Raw genomic sequence first — 19,645 nt, 5'->3', positions numbered from 1 at the left:
TTGCACTTGAATAATTCTCTTATACCACCTCAAATGGGCGACACTCCGCCGGTGCCGCTCAACTCGTCATCCGGACGGCAACAAGACCGTCACAACACAGCAACGGTCGCACAGAACATCATCCGCAACCATGTTGTCGGATCGGAGACAGGGTATGTCCATCTCACCGCACCCCGCATGCATACGGGTCGGTCAGTCCGGGTACCCTCAGGAGTATTGAATGCTTGAAGCAGAAAGTTCCGCCCTCGCGACCATTCCGGCGGCCCCCGCTGTACCCGGCGAGCGCGCAAGGGCACGCCGCTGGGTGATCGTCGCCGCGCTATTCCTGTTCATGTTGATCAACTTCGCCGACAAGGCCGTGCTCGGTCTGGTGGCGATTCCGATGATGCACGATATGCAGCTGTCGCACGAGCAGTTCGGGCTCGTCGGCAGTTCATTCTTTATCCTGTTTTCGATTTCCGGCATCGTGATCGGCCTGATCGCCGATCGCGTCAGCATGAAATGGCTACTGGCTGCGCTGGCGCTCACGTGGGCCTGCGCCCAGCTTCCGCTCGCCTGGCCAAGTAGTTTCGCAGTCCTGCTGCTTTGCCGCATTCTGCTGGGCGCGGGCGAAGGGCCGGCGTCGCCGCTGGCGCTGCATGTGGTCTACACATGGTTCGACGATCGCGAGCGCAACCTGCCCACCATGATTGTTCAACAAGGTGCAACGGCCGGGGTGATCATTGCAGGCCCGCTGCTCACGTATATTTCGCAACGCTGGCACTGGCACGCGACGTTCCTGACGCTCGGGCTGGTAGGCACCGCGTGGACCGTGCTGTGGCTGTGCATCGGCAAAGCCGGCAAGCAGCGGCGCAGCACGCAGAGCACCGGAGCATCAGTGGTGAACCCGCAGCCGCGGGTGCGTTACCGGACCCTGCTCTCCGAGCGCACGGTGATCGGCGTGATGCTGCAATCCTTCGTCGCCTACGCGGTGATCGCGATTGGCTTCACCTGGGTGCCGGCCTATTTCCGGCTGGGTCTCGGCTTTGCCCCTACCCAGGCCGGCTGGCTGTTCGCGGCACAGGTGGCGACGCAGATTCCGGTTGGGATCGCGCTGGTGGTCTACTCGCATCGTCTGCTCAAGCGCGGCGTACCTACAAGGCGCGCACGCGGCACGCTGATCAGCGCTGCCTGCGTGGCAAGCGGTATCGCGTACTGCGTGCTGTTTCTCGGCATACCGCCGTTCGCCAAGGTCGCGTTGATGGGACTCGCCAGCGCACTCGCTATCCAGACGTTCACGTTCGGTCCCATGCTGGTGGCAGAAGTCGCCCCAACCGGTCAGCGCGGCGCCTTGCTAGCCATCACCAATTCGATCACCACCACCGCCGGATTGATCGGGCCCGCGGCGATGGGCAAGCTGCTGGGCGCAGCAGGCGACGCGCACGGCTACGAGATCGGCTTCGCCATCACCGGCGCGCTGCTGCTGGTGGTCGGTGCAGCCGGTTTTGTGTTGCTCAATCCGCAACATTCGCGCCGTCGAATCGAGGCGCTGCAATAGTGCCAGGCATTTACGCATTTCTGCATCGCGTCCCCTTCACGCGTTGCCTATTCTGATTCACACTACCCGCGGCACCCTTCCGAATCAACGCCCCTAGAGGCGACTCTGCAAGTAAGCGAACCCCCGGGCACCGGCACGGCCGGCCCTTCACGGAGACACTTATGCGCCGCGCGTATTCGCCGTTGGTATCAAGCTGTCTATTCGAAGCGCTTTCTTCTAGTTTGGGAGTCCTGATTCTCCTGCGAGTGCAACCCGCGCTCGCCGCCTGCGATAGCGCGGCGCCCGCGACCGGGCAAACCGTCACGTGCAGCAGCACGGTTGCGCCCAATCCTTCGACCACACCTGTCGCTGCGGTAACGGGCAGCACCAACGTTTCAGTAAACGTGCTGTCGGGCGCTGAACTTGCCATTAACGGCAACAATGGAGTCCTCGTGTATGACCGCAGCACGGTCACGAATCTGGGGACGATCAACATCACGGGCGACACCTTCGACGGCATCTCGGCGCACGGAACGGGCGCCGGCCAGAACGTGCTGATCAATCGCGGCCTGATCGTGACGACCGGCGTGGAGTCGGAAGGTATGTTCAACAGCGCGGCCGCGGTCACGATGCTCAACGACACGAACGGCATCATCCAGACGAGCGGCAGCGATTCCGTCGCGATGCACGACTTCGCCAGCCCCGGCGGTGGCACGCTCACTAACAACGGCCGGCTCTCGACTAGCGGCGACGGGTCCGCGGGCATGGCCGCAGAGACGAATAACGACACGCTCGTCAACAACGGCACAATCACAACGACGGGCAACGGCTCGCCTGGCATGTTTGCAAACGGCAACGCGGTGAGCGGACCTGGCAACAACGTGATCACGAACGCGGGCACGATCAGCGCCTCAGGTGTGAGTTCGGATGGGATTGTCTCGGACGATACGTCGCCGGGTGTCGTCACCAACACCGGTTCGATCACCGTCAGCGGTTCGGGCAGCCTCGGCGCCTACATATCAGGCCGCGTCACGTTCAACAATGCAGCCGGTGCGAGCATCGTCAGCAAGCAGGGCAACGGCATCGACGCGAATGGCGGCGGTACGTTCAACAACGTCGGCACGGTCTCCGCACAGAACGTCACGCTATCGATTACCGGCGCCGGCGCCACCATCAATAATAGCGGGACGCTCGAGTCCGCCAGCACGGAGGTGATTGCCGCCACCGGCGCGATCGACATCGTGATCAACAACACCGGTACGATTGCGGGCGGCAACGGCCGCGCGATCTGGACCGACACCGGCAACGACACGCTCAACTGGAGTGCCGGCACGATCACCGGCTTTATCCGGCTCGGCACCGGTCACGATACCGCTACGCTGACTGGCCTGACCGATACCAATCTCGCCGGCGTGCCGCTGCTTGCAGGCGGCAACGTCTCCAGTGTTCTCAACTTCAATAACACGCAGGTGAGCGGCCTGAGCCGCTTCACGAACTGGTCGACCATCAACGCCACGAACGGCAGCCAGCTCACGCTCGACAACAACGGGCTGACGCTCGGCAATAGCGGCACGTTAGCCGGCACGCTCACGCTCGATTCGACCAGTACCCTGTTCGCCGGTGGCCTGGGTGACCCCGCGATCACGCCCGCGGTGAATGGACAGCTTGTCACCGTCAACAACGCGGGCACGATCGACCTCACCAACGGCGGTACCAGCACGAGCGACGCGCTAGTGGTGAACGGCAATTACGTGGGACTCAACGGCAAGCTTTTACTGCAGAGCGTGCTCAATGGCGACGGCTCGCCAAGCGACAAGCTGGTTATCGTGCAGGGTGTCGGCTCGGGTAAAACGACGCTCGGCATTACGAATGTCGGCGGCGGCGGCGCGGCGACGCTCACGGACGGCATCATGGTTGTGCAGGCAACCAACGGCGCGACGACGGCGGCAGGCGCATTCACGCTACCGAAGCCGCTGGTGGCCGGGGCGTACACCTACTACCTGTTCCAGGGTGGAGTGAGCGCGGGAACGGCGGACAACTGGTATTTGCGTTCCAGCCTGGCTGCGGTTCCTGCGCCTGCGCCCACGCCCACGCCTACGCCCACACCCACGCCCACACCCACCCCTGCACCCGCACAAGCCGGGCCCATTGCCGCCGCCGGCACCCCTCCCTTACCCGCCCCGCCGCCGGCAGGATCAGCACCGACGCCGCTCTACCGAATGGAGGTTCCCGTCTACGCCGAAGTACCTGAACTCGCACGCGAACTCGGCATCTCTCAGGTGGGTACGTTCCACGATCGCCAGGGCGCGCAATCGCTGCTGACGGAGAGCGGCACACTGCCTGCCTCCTGGACCCGCGTATGGGGCGGGCACGACACGTTGAGCAACGGTGGCGCGGTCAATCCTGAATTCAGCGGCACGATGGGAGGCGTGCAAGTCGGCCAGGACCTGTACGCGGATGCGACGCCGGGCGGCCATCGCAACCACTACGGCTTCTTCCTCGGTTTTGCCCGCGCGCAAGGCGACGTGAGCGGCTTTGCCCTCGGCTTTCCCGGCCTTTCGGCAGGACACCTGTCGATCAACGCATACAGTGCCGGGGGTTACTGGACGCATGTCGGCCCTGGCGGCTGGTACACCGATGCCGTCGTGCTAGGTAGCACGCTGACGATCAATCCGATGTCGTATGAAAACATCGGCGCCTCCACACATGGCTATGCTGAAGCCGGATCATTCGAAGCCGGACTGCCGATTCCTCTGCCGGCCAATCTGCGCCTCGAACCGCAAGCCCAGTTGATCTGGCAACACACCTCGATCAACGACCTCAACGACGGCATCTCGAGCGTGTCGTTTCATTCCGCGAACGGTCTGATCGGCCGTCTCGGGCTGAGACTGGAAGGGAAGTTCGAAGGCGCGGGCACCGTGTGGGAGCCTTACCTGCGCGCCAATCTATGGCGCTACTTCAACGGTACGGACGAAGTGACCTTCGCCGGCAGCACCGTCATTCCGACCAGCGTCCCGGCGACGGCGGCTGAGTTCGGTCTCGGCATAGCAGCGCGGGTCAGCGCGCATGGCAGCCTGTATGCCGCGGCGGGCTATACGACCAACGTGAACGGCGCACATCGCAGCGTGGTCGAGGGTAACGCTGGCTTGCGCTGGAGTTGGTGAGGCGAATGCTCGCGTGTGGAGGATGAATGGCAGCGAAACAACGGAACACACGTGGTTGGTGGGGTCATCGAACTGGATGCGCACCGCATTTGTTATCGTACGGCGGGTGCTCGATCCCGCGCCCGTACCGGGCGCCGTTCCGCCCCCTCCTGCCGACGACCATTCCATGAGCACCCCTGCCCAGCCCGCGCGCCGCGCCCCCGACAGCTTTGCCATCCTGACCATGATCGCGCTCTGTGCAATCTGGGGCTTTCAACAGGTGGCGATCAAAAGCACCAACGCGTTTCTGCCACCGGTCTTTCAGGCCGGCCTGCGCTCGGCGATCGCGGCGCTGCTGGTGTGGGGCTGGGCGCGTAGCCGCGGCACGCCGCTGTTTCGCGACGACGGCACGCTCGGCGCCGGACTGCTCGCGGGCGTGTTGTTCGCCAGCGAATTCGTGTGCATTTTCCTCGGCCTGACGCTAACCAGTGCCTCGCGCATGGCGGTATTTCTCTATACGGCGCCGTGCTTCACGGCCTTGGGACTGCATTGGTTCGTCGAGGGCGAGCGCATGCGCCGCATCCAGTGGGCGGGGATCGTGGTCGCCTTTGCGGGGATGGCGCTCGCGTTCAGCGACGGCTTCACGCGGGCTCACGCCGGCAGCGCAAGCTCGACGCTCGCAGGCGTAACCGGTGACGCACTCGGCGTGCTAGGAGGCGCCACATGGGCTGCGACCACGATCGTGGTGCGCGCCAGCCGTCTCGCCCACTCGAGCGCCAGCAAGACGCTGTTTTACCAGTTGGCGGTATCGGCGGTGTTACTGCTCGCGTTGGCAGCGGGATTGGGGCAGGTGAAAGTAGCGACACTCACGCCGCTTGCGCTGGTCAGCCTGGGCTATCAGGCCGTGGTCGTCGCGTTCGTCAGCTATCTGATCTGGTTCTGGCTGCTGACGCGCTACGTCGCGTCGCGTCTGTCGGTGTTCTCGTTCTTGACGCCGCTGTTCGGCGTCACCTTCGGCGTGCTGCTGCTAGGCGAGTCGTTCAGCACGCGGTTTCTACTCGCCGCAGTGCTGGTACTGGCGGGCATCGCGCTCGTCAATGGCCCGGCGCGGCCTCGCGGGGCTTAGCGCGCACAGTCGCGCTCAGTCCCGCCCAGCCGGATTCAAGCGGCTTCAGTCGGGCTTGTCCTGCGGCTGCGGCTGCGGCGCGGTGCCGCGCTTCGGCGACGCGGCGACAAGCTGCGCCACCCGCACGTACTCGGACACCGGCACATCCTCGGCACGGCGCTGCAGATCGAAGCCGATAGCCTCAAAGTCGACCACGTCGCGGAATGCGGCAAGCGTATTGCGCAGCATCTTGCGGCGTTGCGAGAACGCCGCGGTCACCACCTCGCCGAGCACCCGCTCGTCGACCTCGGGCAGTTCATGCAGTTCGTACGGAATCATCCGCACGATCGCCGAATCGACCTTGGGCGGCGGCTGGAACGACTCGGGCGGCACATCGAGCTGCTTGTCGATCACATAGCGGTACTGCAGCATCACCGAGAGGCGGCTGAACGCCTTGCTGCCCGGCTCCGCCACCATTCGCTCGACCACCTCGTTCTGCAGCATGAAGTGCTGATCGATCACGCAATGCGCGAACGAAGTCAGATGGAACAACAGCGGGCTCGAGATGTTGTACGGCAGATTCCCGACAATGCGCAGCGTTGCCTTGCCGTCCGGCGCATCGGGTGCGGCGAGCGAGCCAAAGTCGAAGTCGAGCGCATCGCCCGAATGCAGTTCGAGCAGATCGCCGAACTTCTTCTTGAGCCGCACGATCAGATCGCGATCCAGCTCGACCGCATGCAACGGCGCTTCGGGCGTGGCGAGGCGCTCGATCAGCGGCTCGGTGAGGGCGCCGAGTCCCGGTCCGATTTCGACCATGCGTTCGCCGCGTTGCGGACGAATCACGTCGACAATCGAATCGATCACGCCGGTATCGACCAGAAAATTCTGTCCGAAACGCTTGCGCGCGAAATGGCCCTGGTGCTGTCTGCTGGTGGACATCGAATGACGCTACAAAAAAGGGAACGGAAAAACTCAGGCGGCGCGACGGTGGCGCGCCATCGAAACGGCTGTGTCGATAGCGGCAATCAGGCTGCCCGAGTCCGCGCGGCCGGTGCCTGCGAGGTCGAGCGCCGTGCCGTGATCGACGGAGGTGCGGATGATCGGCAAGCCGAGCGTGATATTGATGCCTTCGCCGAACGTTGCGTATTTCAGGACCGGCAGGCCCTGATCGTGGAACATCGCCAGCACGCAATCGGCTTCGGTCAGGTAACGCGGCTGGAACAGCGTGTCGGCCGGATACGGCCCGCGGGCGTCGATGCCCTCGCCGTTGGCCAGCTTCAGGGCGGGCGCGATGACGTCGATTTCCTCATGCCCCAGGTAGCCGTTTTCGCCCGCGTGCGGGTTTAGCCCGGTCACGAGAATGCGCGGCGCCGGCAAGCCGAAATGGTGGCGCAGATCGTGGTCGATGATGCGCAGCGTGCCGACAATGCTCTCCACCGTCAGCGCCGCCGAGACATCCTTGAGCGGCAGATGCGTGGTGGCAAGCGCCACCCTCAACGGCCGCTGGCCGGTGCCGGCCAGCATCATCACCACGTGCGGCGTGTGGGTGCGCTCGGCCAGATATTCGGTGTGGCCGGTAAACGGTACCCCGGCATCGTTGATAGTGCTCTTTTGCAGCGGCGCGGTGACGATCGCGTCGAACTGGCCGGCCACTGCGCCGTCGATGGCGCTATCGAGCAGATTCAGCACATACCGCCCATTGGCGGCGTCGAGTTTGCCCGCCTGCGACGGCACGCCAAGCGGCTGATGTTGTACGCGCACACGCTCTTGAGCAGCGCTGGACAGCGCGGCCCAATCCACGCCGACCGCGCGGGCCCGCTCGGCGAGCAGTCCCGCATCGCCCAACACGGTGAAACGCGCGTCGGGCCAGTGCGCAGCCGCCCCCGCCAACGCCTGCACGGTCAGTTCGGGACCGACGCCGGCGGGTTCGCCGGTCGTGATCGCGATCTGCAGCGGGGCGCGGGACGGTTGGGCAGCGGTTGTCATAAGGCTTATTGCAGGCTCGGCTTGCCGACCTTCACGTCGACATAGGCCGTATCGCGCAATTCACGCAGCCAGTCTGCGTAGGCCTGCTCCGCCTTGCGTTGGCCGATCGCCTGACGCGCCAGATCCATCTGCTGCGCCACCGACCCTTCCGCCTCGCGGCGGCCCAGCACCTGGATCAGGTGGTAGCCGTATTCGCTGCGCACCGGCTCGCTGATCTGGCCGTCCTGCAGGCTGTTCATGGCGCGTTCGAATTCCGGCACGGTCTCGCCCGGGCTGATCCAGCCGAGGTCGCCGCCTTGCGATGCCGAACCGTCTTGCGAATAAGTGCGGGCGAACTTGGCGAAATCGCCGCCTTCGGAAATTTCACGCTTGATTTCGAGCAGCTTCTGACGCGCCTGCGGCTCCGACATGCCGTCGCCGACGCGCAGCAGGATGTGGCGCACGTGAGTTTGCGTGAGGTGGGTCGAATCGGCGCTCGCGGCGCCTTGAGCGGCGCGGCGTTCCACGAGGCGCATGATCTCGAAGCCGTCCGCCGTGCGGATCAGGTCCGGATTCACCTCGCCCGGACGCAGCGTCGCGGCCGCCTTCACGAACTCAGGTGGCAGTTGCGCGGTGGACTGGTAGCCCATGTCGCCACCCTTCGAAGCGTCCGCCGCTTGCGAATCGTTCTTGGCGAGCTTCTCGAACTTCGTGTCGCCGCTGGTGGCCTGCTGCAGGATGCCCTGAGCCTTCTGCTCGGCCGCGACGATGTCGCTCTGCGCCGCGTTGGCCGGCACCTTCACGAGAATGTGTTCGAGGTGCAGGTCGCTCGTCAGGCCGACGTTCGGCCCACGCTGGCTGGCAATGTAGTTCGCCACTTCGGCGTCCGACACCGTCACCTTGCTATCCACTTCCTTTTCGCGCAGACGCGACAGGGTCAGTTCCGTGCGGGCATCGCGCGTGAAGGTGGACCAGGGCACACCTTGGGCCTCGATCTTCGAGCGGTACATGTCGAGCGGCATGTTGTTCGCCGCGGCGAGCCTTTCGAGCGTCTTCTGCACGGCGGCGTCGTCGACCGTGATGCCGTCTTCCTTGGCGCGCTGCAACTGGATGCGCTCCAGCACCATCTGGTTCAGCACCTGCTGGCGCAACTGGTCGGCCGGCGGGACCGGTGCGTTTTGCTGCTGGAGGCGGTGCGCGATCAGGCCAACACGTTCGTCGAGCTCGCGCTGCGTGATCACGCCGTCATTGACCACGGCGGCGATCGTGTCGACCGTCTGGCCGTTGCTGGGGGCGGCCTGTGCCTGCCGCGCGCCCGCGTTGGGCAGATCCTGCGCCTGTGCTGGCGCGACCGACAGGAAAGAGGCCGCGGCGGCCAGAGCGGCCGCGAGCGATGCCAAGCGAAGCTTTTTCATGATTCCCACAGATACTCCAATGATGTCGGGCGCGCCCCGCCCGTCTTTGCGCATTTTATAGACGTTCACACAACCGTCAGTCGTAATTGGTAAAACGCGCCTCCGGCGCCGGAGGCGGCGGCAGCGGCGTATAGCCCGGCACGCCGGCGCGGAATGCGGGGATCAAGCCGTTGTCGACGCTCGACAAGCCCTTGAACGTAATTTGCGCCAGCAACCGCGTTCCCTGAGTCGGCTGGCTCGCACTATTGACGCCGTCCGCATAGCGCTGTATGCCGATACCCAGCACCCAGCAATCCGCATCGTACTGCAGGCCGATCAGGCTATCGACAATCGCGTGCCCCTGCAGATCGTAGTTCAGGCGCGCCACACTATACACGTGGTGTGTCAGCGGCCACTGTGCCGAAATGGTGATCTGGTTGACCGGTGTGTTGTCCAGCGTCGTATCGGCACGCGTGTACCGATAGGCGAGGTTGATCACCTTGCCCGATTCCGGGCTGAAGCCGAAGCCAATACTGCTCTGGGTAAGCCGGTTGTTGTCCGCATTATATTGGACCGCGGTTTCCGACGCGAAACCGGCCCCGAGCTTGAGCGACGCCCCGGCAATCAGGTCCGAATGAGTGGCCTGCGCGGGCGTCTGCGTCGAAAGCAGCGTGACGCGCTGATCCTGGAAATAGTACTGCTGCGCCAGCACGAAGCGCGCGCGCTCGTCACCCGTTGCCGGATTGATGAAGCGCGTGGTGATAGCAGCCGTCAGGCGGTTCGCGTCCGCGACCCGGTCGTCGCCGACGAAGGTATTCGGCGTAAACATTTCCGCCAGCCCGAAATCCGCGTCAGCCGTGTCGAACAGCGGCGCGAAATTCTGGTTGTGGTACGGCGTGTAGACATAGTACAGCCGCGGCTCGAGGGTCTGAATGTAATCCTGACCGAAGAGCCGCACCGAACGCTCGAAAATCAACCCGGTATCGAACGAGAAGGTCGGGACCTGCTCGGTGAAGTTCTTCGGCTGGCCAGCCGGCGAACCGGTGCCGATATTGCTCAGGTTGTATGACGCGAAGTGCCATTGCACCTTCGGCGTCACGAAGTAACCCGGGCCGACCACCGAATACGACACGTACGGGTCGAAGGTGATCCGGTCGCCTTCGGTCGAATCCGCCGTGGTGATGCGAAAACGCGAGAAGTCGCCGACCGCGCCGTAATCGAAGCCGCCGACGTTGTACTGGGTGTACTTGACGTTCAGTTCGGGTTCACGCCCATACGGCGCCACCGAAGGGTAGAGCGTCTGCCAGTTCTGCTCGCGCGCGAGCACCGACCACGGGCCGTTGTTGTACGTCAGCCCGGCTTCCTGCTGGTACAGCAGCTGCGTACCGTTGAGAATCTGGCTGGAGGCCGAGCCAAGGTCTTCCGGAAAGGTACTGTCCGAGACCTTGTTGTAGTAGATGTAGCCGCCGAAGCCATTACCGAAGTTCTGGTTGTGCTGGATGAACAGCGCGTAACGGTTCGCCTTCTTGATCTCGTCGTCCGGCAGGAACGTGCCGCTGATCGAGCCCGAGTAGTTCGGCGACAGATAGCGGAACGTCTCATTCAGTTCGATACCGCGCTTCGAGATGTAGTTCGGCGTCAGCAACAGGTCGCGGTTCGGCGCGATGTTGAAGTAATACGGCAGGTTGATTTCGAACCCGTTGGTCGAACCGAGCGAGAAGGTGGGCGGCAAGAAGCCGCTGCGCCGGTCGCCGGACAACGGGAACGACAACCACGGCGAACCGAAGATCGGCACGCCCTGGAAAAACACCACGGCGTTGTGCGCCACGCCTTCGTCGGCGCCGGTGTCGAAATCGAATTCGCTGCCGCGGATGTACCACGCCGGATTGCTCTCGCACTGGCACGCCGTGTAGGTGCCTTGCGAAAAGACCGAGCGCTCGTTATCGAGCATGTCGACCCGTGCCGCGCTGCCCGAGCCGCCCGTCATGTTGAAGTGATACTTCGGCGAGGTCATGTAGCCCTCGCTCGAGTCGACCTGCATATGCGCTTCCGGCCCGAGGAAGGTCGCGCCATTGTTGATCACGTGCACCTTGCCGTACGCGTCGGCCATGTCGGTGTCTTGATCGTAGTGCAGCGCGTCGGCCTTGATCGTGAAGGTCGGACGGCGCACTTCGGCAGAACCCTTGGCGGCCAGATCCTGGTCCGTGGTGCCGCTCGTGTAGTCGCCGAGCACGAAGGTCGCCGGCTTCTGGTCCGGCTTCAGCGGATGCTCTTCGAGCTGCGGGGCAAGCCGCATGCCCCACGGTGCGTCGATAGGCTGCGGCTGCGCAGCCTCGCCCGCCAACTGGGCGTGCGAAAGCGCGGGCATCAGGCCCGGCACGGCAAGCAACGCCGCGACGAGCCGCCTTCGGCGGGGCACGCCGCCACGAGAGGGGGTCGTTTGGGAAAGCTGTCTAGGCGGCATGTATCGGTTTGGCGAATCGGCCCAGCCGCCAGCTCCTGCAATCACACCTCCGCCTGAGCAGCCCGGCCGTGATGGTCGGTTACCCATCAATCAATATTTACAACCGGTCGAACGATGAGGCGGGCGGTAAAGCGGGATAAGCGAAAGCTAGCGTGAGTCGCGTCAAAAAAGTCGTGGGGTATTATATGGCAAGACGTTGCCCCCCTGAATTTGCCTTCCGGTTTTCATGACGCTGCCCCCTGCCTCCCACGCCCCCGACACCCGCCTGCCACTGCTCACCGCCTGGCTAGAAAGCCACGCGAACCGTTATGCGCTCGACCTGACAACGCTTGTGCCCGCCTCCAGCGACGCCAGCTTCCGCCGTTATTTCCGGCTGACGGGTAAGGAAGCGGAAGGCGCCACCGGCACGACGCTGATCGCCGTCGACGCCCCGCCGCCAGAAAAGTGCCGCGAATTTGTGCAGGTGGCGCAGTTGCTGAGCGCGGCCGGCGTGAATGTGCCGCGGGTGCTGGAGGTCGATTTCGAGGCCGGCTTCATGCTGGTCGCCGATCTGGGCACCACGTCCTACCTCAGCGCGCTGACGCCGGACAACGCCCGGGCGCTGATGCGCGACGCGCTCGACGCACTGATCCGCTGGCAGCTTGCCTCGAAACCGGACGTGCTGCCGCCGTTCGACGAAGCCTTCCTGCGCCGCGAAATGGAGTTGCTGCCGGAGTGGTTCATCGGCCGGCATCTGGGCCGCGAAGTCGACGAGAAAACCCGTGGGCTGCTCGATCGCACCTTTGCGCTGCTGATCGCCAGCGCCAAGGCGCAGCCGCAGGTGTTCATGCTGCGCGATTTCATGCCGCGCAACCTGATGGTGATGCCCACGCCTAATCCGGCGAATCCGGGCGTGCTCGACTTCCAGGACGCGGTCTATGGGCCGATCACCTATGACGTCGCCTCGCTGCTGCGCGACGCGTTCCTGAGCTGGGACGAAGAGTTCGAACTCGACTGCTTCGTGTACTACTGGGAGCGCGCGAAAAAGGCCGGCCTGCCGGTCGATGCCGATTTCGGCGAGTTCTTCCGGCAACTGGAATGGATGGGCCTGCAGCGGCATATCAAGGTGCTGGGCCTGTTTTGCCGGATCAACTACCGGGACCACAAGCCGCATTACATGAAGGATCTGCCGCGCTTTATCGGCTATGCGCGCAAGGTCGCCGAGCGGTACCGCCCGCTCGCGCCGTTCGCGAAGCTGCTCGACGAACTGGAAGGCCGCGCCGCCGAAGTCGGCTATACCTTCTGAGCCCGGCGCACGCACGATGACAACACTCACCAAAGCCATGATTTTCGCCGCCGGGCGCGGCGAACGGATGCGTCCGTTGACGGACCATACCCCGAAGCCGCTGCTCGAAGCGGGCGGCAAGCCGCTGATTGTCTGGCAGATCGAGCGGCTCGCGCAGGCCGGTTTCCGGACCATTGTGATCAATCATGCGTGGCTCGGCGAGCGCATTGAGGCGGCGCTGGGCGACGGCTCGCGCTGGGGCGTGCAATTGCGCTATTCGCCCGAGCAGGAGGCGCTCGAGACGGCCGGCGGGATTGCGCAGGCGCTGCCGCTGCTGGAAGACAGCGGGGCAAGCGAGATTTTTCTCGGCGTCGCCGGCGATGTGTATGCCGATTTCGATTACGCGAGCTTGCATGCACACGCCGGGCGGCTCGCCGCGCAGGCGGAGCCGGGCATGCATCTGGTGATGGTGCCGAATCCGCCGTTTCATCCGGCCGGAGATTTCGGCCTTGCCGATGGGATCGTGTTGAGCGATGCGCAGCCGCGGCTCACCTTCGGCAGCATCGCGTTGTACGACACACGCATGTTCCGCGCCTTGCCGCACGGCACGCGGCGCGCGCTGACACCGTACTACAAGGAGACCATCGCACGCGGACTGGCGAGCGGCGAGTTGTATGAAGGTCTATGGGAGAACGTCGGCACCCCTGCGCAGTTGCAGGAACTGGATGAGAGGCTGCGGCTCGCCGCTACGCGATAGCCCGGCGTCGCGGGCTGAGACACCATCGCAAGATTACTCATGTAGCCCCTGAGCTTTTGCCACCTTGGGTAAACAGACCAAGCGGCTTCAAGATCAGCGCTTCATATCTCGATAGAAATTTTCGTGTGGCCCGATCGCCTCAAGGTACACAAGTCGTAATCCGTCATCGACGGTGTACCCAAGCAGGAACAGCTGTCCGTGGCTATGAAACTTGTACACGCGCAGATCAGCGAGATCCCCTCTCTTTTGATCACCGACTACCGGATCAGCTGCAACGACTGCGACTGCCTCATCAACATCGGCCGCGATGTTGTCGTGAAGCTTCTTGTACTGCCGTGCGAAGCGCCTTGTCTGTCGAACTTCAGACTTCATCCGCGGCGTCCACGCGGCACAAATGACGTCGCCTGCTCACGTGGCTCAGCCATCGCAATCAGGGTTTCCGCAATAAAAGAAGCCGGCAGATCCGGGTTGTCCAACGCCGCGCGCCCAACCTTTGCCCAAAACTCAATCTGACCTGCAATCGAGCGATGCTCGGCTGAGGCGTCTGCCTTCGCCTGTTCGTACAACTCGTCGTCAATTCGCACTGGCATACCCATCATTTTCTCCGCTACTACAATTGTAGTAAATGTAGCAGAAAAGCACGCCGTGTGCCACGGTCGTTAGAGGGTACCGGGCGGCAGGCTCGAGCATGCTCAACGCCCGGCCTCACCCGCCGTCACTACGTCCGGCGCGGCCTCGGCTTGCGCCGCGCGCTGCTGCTGCAGCGCCCACATCTGCGCGAACAGGCCGCCGGCTTCTAGCAACTCCGCATGCGTGCCGCGCTCGACGATACGCCCCTTGTCCATCACGATGATCTGCTGCGCATGCACCACCGTCGACAGGCGGTGCGCGATGATCAGTGTGGTCCGCTCACGGGCAATCTGATCGAGTTCGTGCTGAATCGCGCGTTCGGAACGTGAGTCAAGGGCGGAGGTCGCTTCGTCGAATAGCAAGATCGGCGGGTTCTTCAGGATCGTGCGGGCAATCGCCACGCGCTGCTTCTCGCCACCCGACAACTTCAAACCACGCTCGCCGACCGCCGTCTCATAACCATTCGGCAGCCCTTCGATGAAATCGTGAATATGCGCGGCCCGTGCCGCCGCGATCACTTCGTCGCGGGTCGCGCTCGGCCGGCCATAGGCGATGTTGTAGTAGATCGAGTCGTTGAACAGCACCGTATCCTGCGGCACGATGCCGATCGAAGCCCGCAGCGAGTCCTGCGTCACATCGCGAATATCCTGGCCGTCGATCGTGATCGCGCCGCTCGTCGCCCGGTCCAGATCGTAGAAACGAAACATCAGGCGTGCGAGCGTCGACTTGCCGGAGCCGCTGTGGCCGACCACCGCCGTGGTGGTGCCGGCCGGGATCGTGAAGCTCACGTCATGCAGAATCTGCCGTGCAGGCTCATAGGCAAAGTTGACGTGCTCGAAGCGCACCTGGGCGCCGTGCACCACGAGTTCCTGCGCGTCGGGTGCATCGGGCACTTCCTGCGGCGCACCGAGCAGCGTGAACATGCGGTCCATGTCGGTGAGGCTCTGCTTCAGTTCGCGATACACCACGCCGAGGAAGTTCAGCGGAATGTAGAGCTGCAACATGAAGGTGTTGATCAGCACCAGATCGCCGAGCGTGAGCTTGCCTGCCATCACGCCCTGGGTCGCGCGCCACAGGATAAAGACCAGCCCCGTGCCGATAATCGCCTGCTGGCCGAAGTTGAGCACCGATAGCGAGTTCTGCGACTTGATCGCCGCCGCGCGGTAGCGCCGCAGGTTCTCGTCGTAGCGCTGCGCTTCCCATTCCTCGTTGCCGAAATACTTGACCGTCTCGTAGTTGAGCAGCGAATCGATCGCCCGCGAGTTGGCGCGCGAATCGAGATCGTTCATCGTGCGGCGGAAGTGCGTGCGCCACTCCGTCATTTTCACGGTGAAGGTGATGTAGACCGCCAGCGCCACGAAGGTGACGATCGCGTAATAGGCCTCGTATTTGACGACGAAAAAACCGAGCACGAGGCCCACTTCGACCAGCGTCGGCAGGATGCTGTAGAGCGAGTACGAAATGAGCTGCGTAATGCCGCGCGTGCCGCGTTCGATATCGCGCGACATGCCGCCCGTTTGCCGTTCGAGGTGAAAGCGCAGCGAGAGGCCATGCAGATGGCGGAACACCTTGAGCGCGAGCTGACGCACCGCGCTTTGCGTGACTTTCGAAAAGAGGATTTCGCGCAGCTCGGTAAACAGCGAGGTGGACAGCCGCACCACCGCATACGCAACCACCAGCAAGCCCACACCGCCGAGCAGCACGATGGCCGGCGCGTGATCGGCGCGGCCGAGCGCCGTCAGATGCCGCACCGAGGCGAGGCTGTCGACGATCCGCTTCATCACGATCGGCACGCCGAGATTGGCGACCTTCGCGCCGATCAGGCACGTCAGCGCCAGTATGACCCGGCCTTTGTAGGTGGCGAGGTACGGCAGCAGCGAGACGATCGTCTGCCAGTCGTTGCGCGGCTGGGTCGAGATCGGCGAGGGTTCGGAGGAGGCGGAATAGCGGCGCATGGGGGTCGGCTGGGGGTGAGGCGGAATAGACAGAGGCAACAACCGTGCGCGCCGCCAGCAGCAGATTTTTTGGCGCGCGACCCGGCTGGGCGCTTTCCCGTACAATTCCTGATCTTTCTATTGTCGCAGAAGCCGGCTGGCGCCGCTTTTCATGGGCTGGCCGTTTGCCGGTCGTAATGTTGTCGTGAAGAACCCGCCTGCCAGCCGAGCCAATCCGTTCTCATGGGTGCCCCGATGACCGAGCAACTTCAACTCCCGCAAAAATCGTGCGCGCTGCGCGTCGTGCCGCAACCGTCGGATGCCAACGTCCACGGCGACGTGTTCGGCGGCTGGATCATGGCGCAGGTCGATATCGCCGGCTCGATTCCCGCCAGCCGGCGCGCCAACGGCCGGGTTGCGACCATCGCGGTCAACTCGTTCGTGTTCAAGCAGCCGGTGTTCGTCGGCGATCTGCTGAGCTTTTACGCGGATATCGTCAAGACCGGCAACACCTCGGTCACCGTCGAAGTGACCGTCTACGCGCAGCGTATGAGCCTCAACGAAGAGGTCGTGAAGGTGACCGAAGCGACGCTGACCTATGTCGCCACTGACAGCGACCGCCGTCCGCGCGCCCTGCCCTCGCTCGATTAAGCGGGCCGCTGGCACCTCGAAGGTCGACGGTGCGCGCCGGGTCCACCGGCACCTTTGGCGGGTCGGGTGCGCCGCGCTCAGGCCGGCGCCCAATCCTTTAGAAGCAGGCCAAACTGCAGCAGGTCGTGACGCGCGCCCTGCCAGTAGCCGGCTTCGCGCGCCCGCCCCTCCTGAACAAAGCCAAGCCCGCGCGCCAGCTTGAGCGATGCGGCGTTATCCGGATGGATCTGCGCTTCGATCCGGTTCAGCTTCATCTCTTCGAAGCCCCACGCCAGCGCGGCCGCCAACGCTTCCGACATCAACCCCGCACCGCGTGCCGCATGCGCGAGCTCGTACCCGAGGCTGCAGGTCTGCCAGCCGCGATTCCATTTGAACAGTCCACAACTGCCGATCAGCGAGCCGTCGGACTTACGTTGAATCCCCCAGCGCACGCCCGGATTCGGCAACTGCCGCCAGCCGGCGAACACTTCAATCAGCTTTTGCGCTTGCCGCACATCGATCATCGGGTCGACGCCGTACCACTGCATGGCGGGCGCGTCGCCGTGAATGGCGAAGAGCGCTGGAGCGTCGTCGGCGACCAGTTCGCGCAGCAACAGCCGGCGGGTTTCCAGCGAGGGGAAGTCGCTCATTGAGCTCCTGGGAGAATAGGACATGCGAGCGGCGATTTTACATGGCCGGTAGCGCGGCGATCCTGCAAATCCCGAGCCTTAGGGCCATCTCGCGTCACTCCAGGTCAGCGTGCGCCTAGCCAACGCGAATCCCCAGAATGCGCGAGAATCGTCGCCATTGCGCCGGGGGGCCACTCACGCCCTCATGTTGCGCGGTCGACCTGTCCATCCAGAATGGGAGTGTGGCGTTGAATCAGAAATCTTCTTCCGCGAACGCGGACGGTGTGTTCGAGCCGTTTGACATCAGCGACGTGCCGCTCGAAACGTTCGAGCACGGCGAGCGCTTCGGCATGAGCTTCCAGCACCTGAGCTCGTTCGGCGGCGGCTCGCAATTGAGCGTTTCGATGGAAGTCCTGCAGCCGGGCAAGCAGGCCAACCAGTTCCACTATCACCTGCTCGAAGAAGAGCATGTGATGATCCTCGAAGGCAGTCTGACGCTGCGTCTCGGCGCGCAATCCCACATCATGTCCGCGGGGCAATACGTCTGCTTTCCCGCCGGCCAGGCGGCCGGTCATGCGCTCTTCAATCACACCTCGCAGCCGTGCCGTTATCTGGTGTTCGGCAATCCGCAAGCGCATGACGTCGCGGTGTTTCCCGATTCGGGCCGCGTGAGCGTCAAGCTGATGGGCGAGAGTTACCGGAGGTCGGCTCGCATGGAGTACTGGGACAACGTGGACACCACCGGTCCCACCTGAATGTTCCTACTTCACGCGCCCGCCGGACCAGCACGCGGCCTCAGACGCGCGGGTTGATGCGTGAGGTCAGCACGTGATCGGCCCACTCGCCGTTGATCTTCAGGTAGGCGCGAGCAAGACCCTCGCGTTCGAAGCCGAGCTTTGCCAACAGCTTGCCGCTGCGCAGGTTCTCGGGGCGATGATTGGCCATGATCCGGTGCAACCGGTACTGGCTGAACACATGTTCGATGGCGGCGCTGAGCGCCTCGCTCATCAGGCCGCGCCCTTCGTAGCGGCTGCCAATCGAAAACCCCATAAAACAGGCCTGAAACGGGCCACGAACGATATTGGTGAAGTTGCACTCGCCGAGGATCGCACCGGTGATCCGGCCGCGCAGCAGCAGGTGCAGCGCGGCGCCGTCGGTCATTTGCTGCTCCATCAGGGCGAGGCGTTGCTCGGCCGCCGGCAAGGTGAAGAACTCGGGCGTGCGCAGCGGTTCCCATGGTTGCAGATGCGCGCGATTCTCGATCTGGAACGCGAGCACCGCTTCGGCATCCGCGCGGGTGATGGCGCAAAGCCGCACACGCTCGGTCATGAGACCGTCGGCAGGAAAAGCGGGGGAGTTCAATTGGCTAAGGCTCCTATCAGGGCGCGTCCTGGATGGCGTTCACCACGCGCTCATTCAGACGAGCATACATCCTGAAGTTGCCCGGCGTGCCGCGCACCATCCGGTAAGCGTGCAACAGACCTTCATAACGGAAGCCGCAGTTCGTCAGGACTTTCTCCGAGCGCAGGTTCGTCTCGAGCACTGTGGCCTGCACACGTACCCAGCCGTACTGCGCGAAGGCCCAGGCCGTGACCGCCTCGCACACCGCACTTGCAATGCCGCGTCCCCAGTAGGACGGCGCCAGGTCGTAGGCGATCTCCGCGCTCAGGTTCGCCTCGGAGACCGTATGAAAGCCGATGGTGCCAACCAGCTTGCCGCTTGCGTGCTCGATCATCGCCATGCGGCGCATCGAGGCGGGGGCGTTCGATTCGAACGCGTCCATCATCGGCACGAGGTCCGCGGCCGAGTGCAGGTTCCAGCTCGTATGTTCGACCACCTCGGGAATCGAGAGATAGCCGAACCATGCCGTCAAATCGGTCCGCTCGAGCGGGCGAAGAACAATGCCCGGATAGCCGGAGTCCGGCGGAGAGTCGATGCGCATCGGAGGTTCTGGTTCAGAGGGTTACAGGCTTCGATCGAGGAACACCAGAAACGTTGCGCGCTCATCTTGTTCGGAGACGCGAAAGCGCTCCCATTCCGCATCCACCCGCAGATCGGCGAAGAGGCCGGCTGGATCTTCATGAAAATGCAGAAACGCTTTGCCCTTGCGATAAAAGACGCCGGGGCGCGGCTCCTTGAGTGCCCCGCGCTCGCGGATTGCGCCGATCAGAAGCGCCAGCGTATCGAGGGCCGCCGGCCCAGCGTGTTTCATCG

At 63.8% G+C, this 19,645-nt stretch carries 18 protein-coding genes; 7 read left to right on the top strand and 11 right to left on the bottom strand.

All coding sequences use genetic code 11. From position 1 onward, the window contains the following. The first annotated feature begins 220 nt into the window (after positions 1 to 220). From BLQ92_RS13695 to BLQ92_RS13685, 3 genes are all read left to right on the top strand, one after another. Complete coding sequence (locus tag BLQ92_RS13695) at positions 221 to 1,537, top strand: MFS transporter (RefSeq protein WP_090685036.1); 1,317 nt, start codon at positions 221 to 223, stop codon at positions 1,535 to 1,537. 161 nt (positions 1,538 to 1,698) lie between these two features. Continuing rightward, on the top strand, positions 1,699 to 4,680 hold the full coding sequence (locus tag BLQ92_RS13690; RefSeq protein WP_090685035.1) for an autotransporter family protein: 2,982 nt from the start codon (positions 1,699 to 1,701) through the stop codon (positions 4,678 to 4,680). Between the two features lie 166 nt (positions 4,681 to 4,846). Continuing rightward, a complete protein-coding gene (locus BLQ92_RS13685) occupies positions 4,847 to 5,785 on the top strand; it encodes a DMT family transporter (protein WP_090685272.1) in 939 nt (312 codons plus the stop codon). A 45-nt stretch (positions 5,786 to 5,830) separates the two neighbouring features. On the opposite strand, the gene rsmA is transcribed toward BLQ92_RS13685, so the two are convergent. From rsmA to BLQ92_RS13665, 4 genes are all read right to left on the bottom strand, one after another. Further along, positions 5,831 to 6,703 (bottom strand): 16S rRNA (adenine(1518)-N(6)/adenine(1519)-N(6))-dimethyltransferase RsmA, encoded by an 873-nt coding sequence (rsmA, locus tag BLQ92_RS13680; RefSeq protein WP_090685034.1) that lies wholly within the window; start codon positions 6,701 to 6,703, stop codon positions 5,831 to 5,833. A 33-nt stretch (positions 6,704 to 6,736) separates the two neighbouring features. After that, on the bottom strand, positions 6,737 to 7,750 hold the full coding sequence (pdxA, locus tag BLQ92_RS13675; protein ID WP_090685033.1) for a 4-hydroxythreonine-4-phosphate dehydrogenase PdxA: 1,014 nt from the start codon (positions 7,748 to 7,750) through the stop codon (positions 6,737 to 6,739). A gap of 5 nt (positions 7,751 to 7,755) precedes the next feature. Further along, positions 7,756 to 9,153, bottom strand: coding sequence for a peptidylprolyl isomerase (locus tag BLQ92_RS13670; protein ID WP_175772037.1), 1,398 nt, complete (start codon positions 9,151 to 9,153; stop codon positions 7,756 to 7,758). Between the two features lie 67 nt (positions 9,154 to 9,220). Further along, positions 9,221 to 11,587, bottom strand: coding sequence for an LPS-assembly protein LptD (locus tag BLQ92_RS13665; protein ID WP_090685031.1), 2,367 nt, complete (start codon positions 11,585 to 11,587; stop codon positions 9,221 to 9,223). Positions 11,588 to 11,813: 226 nt separating this feature from the next. Here BLQ92_RS13665 and BLQ92_RS13660 point away from each other — a divergent pair, with 226 nt between their 5' ends. Then, positions 11,814 to 12,872, top strand: coding sequence for an aminoglycoside phosphotransferase family protein (locus BLQ92_RS13660; RefSeq protein ID WP_090685030.1), 1,059 nt, complete (start codon positions 11,814 to 11,816; stop codon positions 12,870 to 12,872). A 16-nt stretch (positions 12,873 to 12,888) separates the two neighbouring features. After that, positions 12,889 to 13,608, top strand: a complete 720-nt coding sequence (gene murU, locus BLQ92_RS13655; RefSeq protein WP_090685029.1) for an N-acetylmuramate alpha-1-phosphate uridylyltransferase MurU — start codon at positions 12,889 to 12,891, stop codon at positions 13,606 to 13,608. Between the two features lie 93 nt (positions 13,609 to 13,701). On the opposite strand, the gene BLQ92_RS13650 is transcribed toward murU, so the two are convergent. The 3 genes from BLQ92_RS13650 to BLQ92_RS13640 form a co-directional block, all read right to left on the bottom strand. Continuing rightward, the gene (locus BLQ92_RS13650) at positions 13,702 to 13,980 is read right to left on the bottom strand and encodes a type II toxin-antitoxin system RelE/ParE family toxin (RefSeq protein WP_090685028.1); all 279 of its coding nucleotides are present in this window, start codon (positions 13,978 to 13,980) and stop codon (positions 13,702 to 13,704) included. Next, positions 13,977 to 14,207 carry a ParD-like family protein gene (locus BLQ92_RS13645; protein ID WP_208449331.1) on the bottom strand — a complete coding sequence of 77 codons (231 nt, stop codon included), beginning with the start codon at positions 14,205 to 14,207 and terminating at the stop codon, positions 13,977 to 13,979. Before BLQ92_RS13645 ends, BLQ92_RS13650 begins: the two co-directional genes overlap by 4 nt. 93 nt (positions 14,208 to 14,300) lie before the next feature. Beyond that, a complete protein-coding gene (locus BLQ92_RS13640; protein ID WP_090685026.1) occupies positions 14,301 to 16,193 on the bottom strand; it encodes an ABCB family ABC transporter ATP-binding protein/permease in 1,893 nt (630 codons plus the stop codon). Between the two features lie 234 nt (positions 16,194 to 16,427). Here BLQ92_RS13640 and BLQ92_RS13635 point away from each other — a divergent pair, with 234 nt between their 5' ends. After that, positions 16,428 to 16,823, top strand: a complete 396-nt coding sequence (locus BLQ92_RS13635; protein WP_090685025.1) for an acyl-CoA thioesterase — start codon at positions 16,428 to 16,430, stop codon at positions 16,821 to 16,823. 77 nt (positions 16,824 to 16,900) lie between these two features. On the opposite strand, the gene BLQ92_RS13630 is transcribed toward BLQ92_RS13635, so the two are convergent. Further along, on the bottom strand, positions 16,901 to 17,452 hold the full coding sequence (locus tag BLQ92_RS13630) for a GNAT family N-acetyltransferase (protein ID WP_090685024.1): 552 nt from the start codon (positions 17,450 to 17,452) through the stop codon (positions 16,901 to 16,903). 227 nt (positions 17,453 to 17,679) lie between these two features. On the opposite strand from BLQ92_RS13630, the gene BLQ92_RS13625 reads away from it, so the two are divergent. Continuing rightward, on the top strand, positions 17,680 to 18,186 hold the full coding sequence (locus BLQ92_RS13625) for a cupin domain-containing protein (RefSeq protein WP_090685271.1): 507 nt from the start codon (positions 17,680 to 17,682) through the stop codon (positions 18,184 to 18,186). 40 nt (positions 18,187 to 18,226) lie between these two features. Here the strand turns inward: BLQ92_RS13625 and BLQ92_RS13620 are convergent, their stop codons facing one another. From BLQ92_RS13620 to BLQ92_RS13610, 3 genes are read right to left on the bottom strand one after another with little or no spacing between them, the layout of a single operon-like run. Further along, positions 18,227 to 18,793, bottom strand: coding sequence for a GNAT family N-acetyltransferase (locus BLQ92_RS13620; RefSeq protein ID WP_244106040.1), 567 nt, complete (start codon positions 18,791 to 18,793; stop codon positions 18,227 to 18,229). 16 nt (positions 18,794 to 18,809) lie between these two features. Next, positions 18,810 to 19,373 (bottom strand): GNAT family N-acetyltransferase, encoded by a 564-nt coding sequence (locus tag BLQ92_RS13615; protein ID WP_090685022.1) that lies wholly within the window; start codon positions 19,371 to 19,373, stop codon positions 18,810 to 18,812. A gap of 21 nt (positions 19,374 to 19,394) precedes the next feature. Continuing rightward, positions 19,395 to 19,643, bottom strand: coding sequence for a hypothetical protein (locus BLQ92_RS13610; RefSeq protein ID WP_090685021.1), 249 nt, complete (start codon positions 19,641 to 19,643; stop codon positions 19,395 to 19,397). Positions 19,644 to 19,645 lie beyond the last annotated feature (2 nt).

It is taken from the genome of Paraburkholderia phenazinium, from assembly GCF_900100735.1.
Taxonomy (GTDB): Bacteria; Pseudomonadota; Gammaproteobacteria; order Burkholderiales; family Burkholderiaceae; genus Paraburkholderia; species Paraburkholderia phenazinia.
The sequence above is the reverse complement of the archived record's forward strand: the minus strand, read 5'-3'. Positions and strand labels throughout refer to the sequence as shown.